Source organism: Dietzia sp. B44 (genome assembly GCF_014145245.1).
Lineage (GTDB): Bacteria > Actinomycetota > Actinomycetes > Mycobacteriales > Mycobacteriaceae > Dietzia > Dietzia natronolimnaea.
In genome coordinates this window covers 1-7475 of the sequence record NZ_JAALEF010000405.1, presented here as the reverse complement: position 1 = coordinate 7475, position 7475 = coordinate 1, and the positions used below count along the sequence as shown (strand labels likewise).

Below are 7475 nucleotides of genomic sequence, written 5' to 3'. Positions count from 1 at the left end.
ACCAGGTCGGCGAAGAAGGTGTTCCATGAGGCTTTGGTCTCGCTGGTGGCGACCTGCATTCCGAGGACTTCGCGGTGGCCGTCGCCGTTGACTCCGGTGGCCAGCAGGACGGAGGCCTTGACGACCTGGTTGTTCTCGCGGACCTTGATCGTCAACGCGTCGGCGGTGACGAAAGTGAATGGTCCGGCCTCGTCCAGGCGGCGGTGGCGGAACGCTGCGACCTGCTCGTCCAGGTTCTCGGCCATGCGTGAGACCTGCGACTTGGACAGCGAGTCGATACCCAGGGTCTTGACCAGCTTGTCCATCCGGCGGGTAGACACCCCGGCCAGATAGCAGTCGGCTACGACGGTGATCAGCGCGGACTCGGCCCGCTTGCGGCGCTCGAGCAGCCACTCGGGGAAGTAGCTGCCCGAGCGCAACTTCGGGACGGCGACGTCGACGGTGCCGACGCGGGTGTCCAGGGGGCGGTGGCGGTAGCCGTTGCGCCGGTTGGTGCGCTCGGTGCTGCGGGCGTTCCATTCGGCGCCGCACACGCTGTCGGCATCGGCGGACAGCAGGGCGTTGATCATGGTTTGCAGCAGTTCGCGCATCAGATCCGGTGATGCCTCGGCGAGGGCTTGGCCAAGCAGGCCTGCAGGGTCGACAATATGGGGTGCGGTCATCGCGATGACTCCTCGAGGATTCTTTAGACGGTTGACTCGAAAGATCACGCGGTGGCCGCTCTACATCCGTCAACGACACGGATGTCGGAGACGATCTCGGCCACCGAGTTACACCACTCTATGGGGCACTACTCGGGTGTCGGCAGCATTCCTCGGCGGGTCCCTCATCGGCCTCGAACGCCAATGGCGGGCCCGTTCCGCCGGCCTGCGGACGAACACGCTGGTGTGCGTCGGCGCATGTCTGTTCGTGTTGCTCAGTTCTCTGACTCCCGATGACGCCTCACCCAGCCGTGTCGCAGCTCAGGTGGTCTCGGGGGTCGGCTTCCTGGGCGCCGGGGTCATCATCAAGGAAGGGGGCAGCCTGCGAGGGATCAATACTGCGGCCACGCTATGGGGTTCCGCTGCTATCGGGTGCCTGTGTGGCGGTGGGATGTACATCCCCGCCCTCGCTGGAATCATCGCCATCATCCTGGGCAACGCGCTCCTGCGCCCCATCGCACGGCGGGTCGAGCGCACCGTTCCCGACAACCAGACCGAGAACGAACCGGTCGACTACGAATTCACCGTCGTCTGCCAGGACCCGGACGAAGCGCACATCCGCGCACTGCTCGTCCAGGCCATGCTTGCCGAAGGCTTTCACCTGCAAGGCGTGGACTCGGAGAACATCGCCGCCACCGACCGGGTCCAGGTCCGGGCACTGTTGACCACCCGCAAGCGCGACGACGCGGTTTTCGAAGCCGCAGTCAGTCGCCTCAGCATGGAACAGGCGGTCACCTCCGTACGGTGGCGGGTCCGCCCACATGATCAAGCAGACTTGTAGGCTGCCGCACCGTGTGGAAGACCCGGACGCCGACACAGCAAGAGGAAAGGTTTTGACGATCAGACCAGCAGGTCCCGAACCCTCGTCCTCAGTCGGAGTGTCAATCCGTGTTTCAGCCGGCGTCTGACAACGGACTTCACTGGGTGGCTACTACCCACTCTCGCGGGACGCCACAGCCAGCGCTGTCGCACTGTCGCACTGACGCACTGACAAAGTGCTTGGGAACAGACAAGCACCTACAACCCCCGCGCCATATCGACGAACCGCGAGTAGTGCAGCTGGTGCGCCACGGTGATGGTGGAGGTCGGACCACCGCGGTGCTTGCCCAGGATCAGGTCGGCCTCGCCGGCGCGGGGGTCGTCGCGCTCGGTGGAGTCGGGGCGGTGAAGCAGCATGACGATGTCGGCGTCCTGCTCGAGTGAGCCGGACTCGCGGAGGTCGGAGACCTGGGGGCGCTTGTCGGTGCGCTGCTCGGGGCCACGGTTCAGCTGGGAGATGGCGATCAACGGTACGTCGAGCTCCTTGGCCAGCAGCTTGAGCTGGCGGGAGAACTCGGAGACCTCCTGCTGACGGGACTCGACCTTCTTACCGCTGGACATCAGCTGCAGGTAGTCCACCACGATCAGCCGGAGGTCGTGCTTCTGCTTGAGCCGGCGGGCCTTGGCCCGGATCTCCATCATGGTGAGGTTGGGCGAGTCGTCGATGAACAGCGGGGCCTCGGAGATCTCACCCATCCGCCGGGCCATGCGGGTCCAGTCCTCGTCGCTCATCTTTCCGGACTTCATGTCGGAGAGCTTGACGCGTGCCTCGGCGCTCATCAGGCGCATGACGATCTCGGTCTTGCTCATCTCCAGGGAGAACAGCACGGAGGAGAGGCCGTTCTTGATCGAGCACGAACGCATGATGTCCAGGCCGATGGTGGAGTTGTGCGTGGGGATCCCGGTGGGGCCGGCCAGGTACAGGTGATCGTCGGCGGCGACCTCGATGCACCGGACCGGGACGCTCTGCGCGCCGCGGACGTCGATGATCAGGCGGTCGGGGCGCCCCGAACCGGCGTTCTCGGGCACCAGGATCCCGAAGTCGCTCACCAGCATCAGTGTCTCGAGCGACTTGGTGGTGACGGTCTGGTGGGTGCCGCCCATCTCGATCCGCCACTCGTGCTCGGCGTCCGCCACGATCTCCGCGCCGTCGTTGAACCGCAGGGTGTAGCAGGGACGGTCCTCCCATACCTCGGTCACGGCCACGACCTCGGTCGGCTGCCCGTCGGCGCCGAGCACCCTGTCGCCGACGCGCACCTTGCCCATGGTGGTCACGCCGCCCGGGGTCGGGAGCACGGTGTCCAGGGCCAGCGCCTTACCGACGCCGGGTCGGGCGGCGATGATGATCATCTGGCCGCCGTGGAGCCCGTTGGTCACGGCGTCGAGGTCGGCGAAGCCCGTGGGGACGCCATTGCTCAGCCCGCCGGCCGTGTGGATGGCGTCGATCTCGTCCATCGTGGGCTGCAGGAGCTCCTCGATGATCACGTAGTCCTCGGTGGTCCGGCGCTCGGTCACCTCGAAGATCTCGGCCTGCGCCCGGTCCACTACCTCGGCCACGTCGGCCCCCTCGGAGCCCGAATAACCGAACTGCACGATCCGCGTCCCCGCGTCGACCAGGCGGCGCAGGATCGCCTTCTCCGAGACGATCTGCGCGTAGTACCCCGCGTTGGCCGCCGTGGGCACCGTCGAGATGAGGGTGTGGAGGTACGTGGCCCCGCCGGCGCGCCGGAGGTCACCACGGCGGTCCAGCTCGGCGGCGACGGTGACGGCGTCCGCGGGCTCGCCACGGGCGTACAGGTCCAGGATCACGTCATAGACGGCCTGGTGCGACGGCTTGTAGAAGTCGCCCGGCTGGATCTCCTCCACCACGTCCGCGATCGCGTCCTTGCTGAGGAGCATGCCGCCGAGCACCGACTGTTCCGCGGTGAGGTCCTGCGGAGGTGTGCGACCGAACTCTGAGCGCCCGCCTTCGTCAGGCGGAGGCGGCATCTCGTCGGATCCGTCGAATCCCCCCTGCGCCATGACCTCTCCTCTCCGCCTCACGCGTTCGGCACTCCCGAGTCGCCTCGCCTGCGCCGCGTAACCAGTTCACTGTAGGCCACCGGAGCGACACGCCCGGCAACTACCTTCCAAGTTATCCACAGGTTTATCCACAATCGTTGGTGGCCACCTGTGGACAACTGTGGATGAATCCCCGATCCGCAGGGCCGATGCCGGGCCTGCTGTGGACAACCGGTGGAGTACTTGGTCGTTTCTGAACAAAAGCGCTGCTCATCAGCATCTTTGCCCATCAACCCGTCGGTGGAGAACCTCTCGTAGCACGCCCGGATCGACGACGCAATAGATAACGAAAGATGAACAGTTTCGATATCGGAACCGACATCGTTGTATTTCGCGGTGGCGTTTATCCACAGGCGATCCACAACCCCGTCGTGTCCACGACGAGGGCCCCGGCCGTCGCGGACGACGACCGGGGCCCTACGTGGGAGATCAGGCGGGAACGACCTCGAACTCGACCTTGGCGGTCGTGTCATGCCCGAGTTCGACGACGACGCTCTGGGCGCCGGTCGACTTGATGTGCTCCTTGGGCATGTGGACGGCGCGCTTGTCGAGCGCCGGCCCCCCGGCGGACTTGATCGCGGAGGCGACGTCGCCCGCGGTGACCGAGCCGAACAGCTTGCCGGTGTCGGAAGTCTTGACCGCGACCTTGACGTCGGCGAGCGACTCGAGCTTCTGCTTGAGCTCGTTGGCGTGGTCCGAGTCGCGCACCTCACGGGCCTCCTGGACCCGCTTGATCGACTCGATCTGGCGCTCGGCGCCCGGGGTGGCCACGATGGCCAGCCCGCGCGGGAGCAGGAAGTTACGACCGTATCCGCCCTTGACCTCGACGATGTCGCCCGGCGCACCGAGCTTGTCGACGTCGGCGGTGAGGATCAGCTTCATGATCCGTCTACCTTTCTTTCCTCCGACGAGCCGACCGGGGCCGGACTCTCGCGAGGTCATGTCTCATGCTTATGGGGTGGGGCGCTTCGCGCGCCCCGAGGGAAAAGACCCTGGGATCAGAACGGGGGCTCGTCGTCCATGCCGCCGAAACCACCGGAACCGCCGGCCCGGGGAGCGCTGCCCCACGGATCGTCGTTCTGCTGGCCGCCGCCCTGGCCGCCACCGAAACCGCCCTGCGGCTGGCCGCCGGACTGGAATCCGCCGCCCTGTTGACCGCCGCCCTGCTGGCCACCACCCTGGAAACCGCCCCCGCCGCTCTCGCGGTTGGTGCGGGTGACCTTGGCCGTGGCGTACTTGAGCGACGGGCCGACCTCGTCGACCTCCACCTCGTACACCGTGCGCTTCTCGCCTTCACGGGTTTCGTACGACCGTTGACGCAGGCGACCGGTGACGACGACGCGCATCCCCTTCTGCAGGGACTCCGCCACGTTCTCGGCGGCCTGGCGCCACACGTTGCAGGTGAGGAACAGGCCTTCGCCGTCCTCCCACTGGTTGGTCTGGGAGTTGAAGCGGCGCGGCGTCGAGGCGATCCGGAAGTTCGCCACCGCGGCACCCGACGGCGTGAACCGCAGCTCGGGGTCCGCGACGATGTTCCCGACCACGGTGATGGGGGTGTCGCCCTGTGCCATGCGCTTGTCCTCCGTGTTGACGCTCAGGTGGGTGTGATCGGAGCTCGACCGACCACGCCCAGATTAGCGGGCGAGCCGGCGGGCCCGGGTCACTTGTCGGCGCGGAGCACCTTGGTGCGGAGCACGTTCTCGTTCAGACCGAGCTGACGATCCAGCTCCTTGACCGCGTCCGGCTCGGACTTGATCTGCACGACGGCGTAGATGCCCTCGGTCTGCTTGTTGATCTCGTAGGCAAAGCGGCGCTTTCCCCAGACATCGACCTTGTCGACCGAACCGCCCTCTTGCCGGATCACGTTGAGGAACGTGTCCAGCGACGGCGCCACGGTGCGCTCGTCGAGACTCGGATCGAGGATGACCATCACTTCGTATTGACGCATGGGACCTCATCACCTCCTGTGGACTACAGATTCGGCCACGGAATTTCCGTGGCAGGAGGGTCGTTGCGTCAGCAACCCGGTAAGGCTACCCCGCTTGAGCTCGGTGGACGAAATCCCTCAAACCGGATCGGGCCGCCTCAGCCGTGCCGCAGACCGATCGTCAGCGCCAGGACCACGGGCACCACGGTGAGGAACAGGAACGCCGCCACGGTCCAGGAGATCCACACGGGCTGGCGCCACCCCGCGCGGTGCCCGCCGGCGGCGGTGACCATGCAGACGAACCCGACGAGGATGCACAGGAACATCCAGATCATCGCACTGGTGCTCATCCGGTGGTGCCCTCCCTCTGTCGGAGCCCGCGGGCCTCGTCGTCGTCGTGGTCGTGGTCGTCGTCGTGGCCGTGGTCGCCGTTCCCCCGGACGGTCGGCGGTCCGACCAGCGGTTCCCCGGGGTCGGCGAGGACCCCGGCCAGGGGGTCCGGCCCCTCGGGTGTGCCCTGGTGCGCCATCCGGACCAGGTCCAGGTGCGGCCGGTAGATCTCGCGGATCACCACCACGCAGATGGCCACGACCATCAGGTCGCGCACCAGGACGAGCGGATGGAACGTCTCCGGCCCGATGCCCTTGTTGGCCACCCCGTGGAAGTACGACATGTGGGCCACCCACAGCAGGGCGTCGAAGACCATCCACGGCACCAGCAGTCTGGCCCGGGGCACCGCGAGCACCGCCAGCGGGACCAGCCACAGCGAATACTGCGGGCTCCACACCTTGTTGGTGAGCAGGAACACCGCCACGATGAGGAACGCCAGCTGGGCGATCCGCGGGGTGGTGGCGGCGGTGAGACCGATGACCAGCACGGCCACGCAGCCGAGGGCGAACAGGACCAGGGACACCGTGTTGAGCGTGGCCGGGGCCTCGCCCGCGGCGCGGCCGGCGTCGAAGCCCTGCCAGCCCGTCAGGGTCTGCATGACGGCGTAGATGCTCTCCGGGTTGGCGGGGCGGTCCGAGTTGAGCCGGAAGAACTCCCGCCAGCCCTCCGGGAACGGGATCATGATCGGCAGGTTGACCGCCAACCACGCCGCCACCGCGGCCGCGGCCGCCTTGCCCAGGTCCACGAAGCGCCTGCGGCGGATGGCCACCACCAGCAGGGCGCCGAAGAGGAACAGCGGGTACAGCTTGGCCGCCACGCCGATCCCCAGGACGACCCCCGCCCAGACCGGCCTGCTGCGCGCCCACAGCAGGAGCGCCACGGACGCGAACGCGACCGCCATCAGGTCGTAGTTGGTGAAGGCCTGGAAGATGATCAGCGGACTGGCCGCCATGAGCAGCGTGTCCCACGGCCGACGCCCGGCCGACAGGTAGGTGGCCCACACGGCGATCATCCAGAGGAACGCCAGGATCACGCAGCCCAGGACGAAGTACTTGACCACCTCGATGGGACCGCCTGGGGCCACCGCGTGCCAGGCCTGGGCGGCCTGCGCGGTGACGTACTGGAACATCCCGGACACCACCGGGTACTCCATGTAGCGGGCACCGCCGTCGTCGCCCACCCACATGTACCGGTACGGCAGCTCACCGGCGTCCAGACCCTGCACCGCGTAGAGCGGGAGCGGGTCGGCGTAGCAGGCCTTGTAGTACTGCTGGCCGGTCCAGTTGAGCCCCGGCGCGGAGCCGTCGGTGGGGCTGGTGGTGACCATGCACGCGGCCTTGGAGAAGAACCCGAGGGCCAGGAACAGCACCGCGAACATCATGATCACGCGCAGCGGCGTCCAGAACCGCTGCCGCCCTACGACCGCGTGCCGGCCCACCGGCCCGCCCCAGGCGTCCAGCACCGTCCTGGCGGCCCCGTCCCCGGGTCGCACCCGGTCCTGCGGGCCGAGCGATCGGAGGTCCCTGTCGAGCGGCAGCGGGGAGAGGTGGCCGTTGCTCTGCACGACCACACCCTAG

At 67.3% G+C, this 7475-nt stretch carries 8 protein-coding genes; 1 reads left to right on the top strand and 7 read right to left on the bottom strand.

All coding sequences use genetic code 11. The features are described from left to right. Positions 1-662 (bottom strand): IS256 family transposase (locus G6017_RS13005; RefSeq protein WP_241731534.1); only part of this gene is annotated, 662 nt, incomplete at its 3' end. Positions 663-798: 136 nt separating this feature from the next. Here G6017_RS13005 and G6017_RS13000 point away from each other — a divergent pair. Then, positions 799-1482 carry an MgtC/SapB family protein gene (locus G6017_RS13000; RefSeq protein WP_347238002.1) on the top strand — a complete coding sequence of 228 codons (684 nt, stop codon included), beginning with the start codon at positions 799-801 and terminating at the stop codon, positions 1480-1482. A gap of 236 nt (positions 1483-1718) precedes the next feature. Here G6017_RS13000 and dnaB read toward each other — a convergent pair whose 3' ends face one another. The 6 genes from dnaB to G6017_RS12970 all read right to left on the bottom strand — a co-directional run bounded on the left by dnaB (position 1719) and on the right by G6017_RS12970 (position 7462). Beyond that, on the bottom strand, positions 1719-3542 hold the full coding sequence (gene dnaB / locus G6017_RS12995; RefSeq protein ID WP_502914739.1) for a replicative DNA helicase: 1824 nt from the start codon (positions 3540-3542) through the stop codon (positions 1719-1721). Between the two features lie 468 nt (positions 3543-4010). Further along, a complete protein-coding gene (gene rplI, locus G6017_RS12990; RefSeq protein WP_179523916.1) occupies positions 4011-4463 on the bottom strand; it encodes a 50S ribosomal protein L9 in 453 nt (150 codons plus the stop codon). 116 nt (positions 4464-4579) lie between these two features. Continuing rightward, entirely contained in the window at positions 4580-5152 is a 573-nt protein-coding gene (locus G6017_RS12985) for a single-stranded DNA-binding protein (protein WP_182609866.1), read from the bottom strand. An 89-nt stretch (positions 5153-5241) separates the two neighbouring features. Next, positions 5242-5529 carry a 30S ribosomal protein S6 gene (rpsF, locus tag G6017_RS12980; protein WP_107747067.1) on the bottom strand — a complete coding sequence of 96 codons (288 nt, stop codon included), beginning with the start codon at positions 5527-5529 and terminating at the stop codon, positions 5242-5244. A 137-nt stretch (positions 5530-5666) separates the two neighbouring features. After that, the gene (locus G6017_RS12975; protein ID WP_182609865.1) at positions 5667-5858 is read right to left on the bottom strand and encodes a hypothetical protein; all 192 of its coding nucleotides are present in this window, start codon (positions 5856-5858) and stop codon (positions 5667-5669) included. Then, a complete protein-coding gene (locus G6017_RS12970; RefSeq protein ID WP_347238001.1) occupies positions 5855-7462 on the bottom strand; it encodes a glycosyltransferase family 87 protein in 1608 nt (535 codons plus the stop codon). Before G6017_RS12970 ends, G6017_RS12975 begins: the two co-directional genes overlap by 4 nt. Between the last annotated feature and the right edge of the window lie 13 nt (positions 7463-7475).